At 61.1% G+C, this 2,485-nt stretch carries 3 protein-coding genes; all 3 read right to left on the reverse strand.

Annotated features, from left to right (window positions below; all coding sequences use genetic code 11):
* On the reverse strand, nucleotides 1–1,200 hold a 1,200-nt coding region (locus HUV26_RS13520), incomplete at its 3' end, for a hypothetical protein (protein WP_174410673.1).
* A 5-nt stretch (nucleotides 1,201–1,205) separates the two neighbouring features.
* The gene (locus HUV26_RS13525; RefSeq protein WP_243451397.1) at nucleotides 1,206–2,228 is read right to left on the reverse strand and encodes a DUF3150 domain-containing protein; all 1,023 of its coding nucleotides are present in this window, start codon (nucleotides 2,226–2,228) and stop codon (nucleotides 1,206–1,208) included.
* 43 nt (nucleotides 2,229–2,271) lie between these two features.
* The coding region (locus HUV26_RS13530) for a CbbQ/NirQ/NorQ domain-containing protein (RefSeq protein WP_174410674.1) at nucleotides 2,272–2,485 on the reverse strand (214 nt) is incomplete at its 5' end.

A 2,485-nucleotide genomic window follows, 5' to 3' on the forward strand; every position in this document is an offset into this window, starting at 1 on the left:
GATGTGCACCGCCGTGTTGATGCCGGGACGCTGGATATGGCGCAGAAAGAGGCGGGGATCATGGACCGCGACCTTGTGAAGATTACGGGTATCCAGTCTTCCGCGCCGGGCATGGCCGCTGCGGGTGAGGTGAGCAGCCTGCAGCAGCCCATGGAATCGTGCCGCCATGCCGCTTGTGGCCCGCCTGGCTTCACGGACAGCTTCCGGGGCCAGCACCGAGATGAACTTGTACCCTTCCCTAGCCACCACCGTGGCGGCCTTGGCAGGTTCCGTCTGTACCGGTAAGGCCAGAGCGGAGCCGATGCGGGTACCCATGTCGGCAGGCAAGGCATCGCCAGACAGAGCGAGCAGGTTCTTTAAGGCGTCGGCCTCCTCCGGTGTGGACGAGAACGGTATGCTGAAGGGCCTGTTTCCGGGTGGACATGAAGAAGGGGAACCGTCGGGCTCCCCTTGCGTATGCATGGTCCTGTCTGTTTCCGGTGGCGGTCCGGCTTGCGTCATTTTCCCTGAATTGCCTTTCGCATTCCCTGCGGTGCCCCCAGGTTGCGTCGCGGCATCCTGTGCGTTTCCCTGTCCATGCCCTTGTGCCCATGCCGCCGACGTGAGCATATCCATGATCTGTCGTGCGTAGTCCAGACAGGCAGCCGAGTCCGGGCAGTGTTTACGCATGGCGTGCAGAATGGCTTCCAGATGCAGGCGGAGCCAGGGCCACCTTCTGTCCATGGCACAGGCCAGCGTCTCACAATGAGCACCCAGTTCCGGTACATCCCAGCTTCGTACCGTAAGGAGCAGCCAGTCCAGGATCAGGGTGGCCTTGTCATCATGCACCACGGGAGGCGTGTCGAGGAAGCAGTGCCGGATGAGCCAGCGGAAGTTGCCCCGACATCCGGGATAGATGGCTGCCATGGCGTTTTCCACCCGCCAGTCCTCAAAGGTGTTCCAGATGTGCTTTTCCAGCGCAGACCGGGTCTGCTTGCACACGGTAAAGTCCGTATGCCGGATGTGGGCTGCCTCATGATCCACAAATCCACGCACAAGACCGTTGAAGGTGTCGTCGCATTGCGCAGGAAGTGAGGGTAATTGTATGACAGTGCCGTCCGTATACGCCTCAGTGCCTCCTATGCGCACGGTGACGCCATAGCGCCTGCCCAGTACAGATGCCAGCAAAGGCAGGGATTGCAGAATGGGATTTGCAGGCATACCCATCACCACAATCCCAGACTGTCCAGTTGCGGGCCGATGGGAAGCGGGGCCATGGGCATCTCGTCGGCCCCTTCGTCCTGCACGTCGGCATAGTCTTCCTGGGCACCGATGGTCTCGCCGTTTCCCGACAGAACCAGGGAGCCGGGCCCTGTGAACCCGGCCAGAATGTCATCGGGATTTCTCCCATCGAGCATGGACTGGGCATGTTCCAGCAGAGCTTCGGGGTCACGTAACAGACTGACCAGCCCTTGCAGCATGAGCAGAGTCGGGCCCATGATATGCCCTTTCCTGCCCACGGCGGAGAAGGCCGTCTGCAGCAGGTCCGCTACAGGGCTGACACGCGGCTCCACAAAGCTGAGGCAGGTGAGCTTGCGGTACATGGTCCGCAAGGGGGAAAGGGCCTTGCGGGTCACCTCGGTCTTGCCCACAAAACTCTTGTGCCAGGTGTCCGTGGCCGCCTTGGCGATCTCGCCGAACAGGGTCTGACCAAGTCCGGTCACAACGTCTTCAAGGCCAGTGTTCACTATTGACTCCGGCGAGTCGTCCCGTACCGCAGGAGTCTGTACCTTGAACATCTGCCAGGCGAACCCGAAACGGGAGCGCACGTAGTCCGCGCTGACAATGGAATTGGCAATGATGGATTCCCAGCCGGGGTTGGTGCGTATCCAGTCGCGTATCGCATCGTCGTACCGGTCAAGGAAGGCGTCCTTTTCGCGCAGGAATTCCGTTGCGATGCCCTCCAGTTCCGTCTGCACCTCCGCGATCCTGTCTTCAGGCAGTGCCCAACCCCCCAGAAAGCGGACCCCGTTTCTGTCCAGCAACGTCGTGGCCCGGCTCTTGAGGGTGCCGAACACCCGCAGATCCGCCGGGTTGCAGATACGCTTGCTGCCCAGCGAGGCCAGTTCTTCAGGGGGGAGATTGGTGGTGTTAAAGTCCGAGGGCACGAGCTTTCTGCGTGCGGTCCAGATGTTCACGGTCAGATGCACAGCCACAAGGCTGTCGAGCACAGTGATGTCCGTATGCATGATGTCCTCCTAGAAAATGTGAAGGGGAGCCGTTTTGACTCCCCTATGGTGTGTTGGTCGTTGCTTCCGCTGCCGGGAACATGCGCTGGGCAAGTTCATGGAGCATGGCGCGGGTTTCGCGTGATGCCCGGTAGCCCAAGGCCCGGTCTAGGGCATAGCGGATGGGCTGTATGTTCTGCCGGGCCAGCGGCTGAAACCGGATGGTCAGTGTGGCCCAGCGGATGAGGGTTCGGGTGGAGAAGGTCACCTCGATGGTC

It is taken from the genome of Desulfovibrio psychrotolerans (assembly GCF_013340305.1).
GTDB classification, from domain to species: domain Bacteria; phylum Desulfobacterota; class Desulfovibrionia; order Desulfovibrionales; family Desulfovibrionaceae; genus Halodesulfovibrio; species Halodesulfovibrio psychrotolerans.

Bases quoted from the DNA above. Each gene is read 5' to 3' on its own strand.
- HUV26_RS13525 (WP_243451397.1), bottom strand. From the start codon at position 2,228: ATGCATACGGACATCACTGTGCTCGACAGCCTTGTGGCTGTGCATCTG.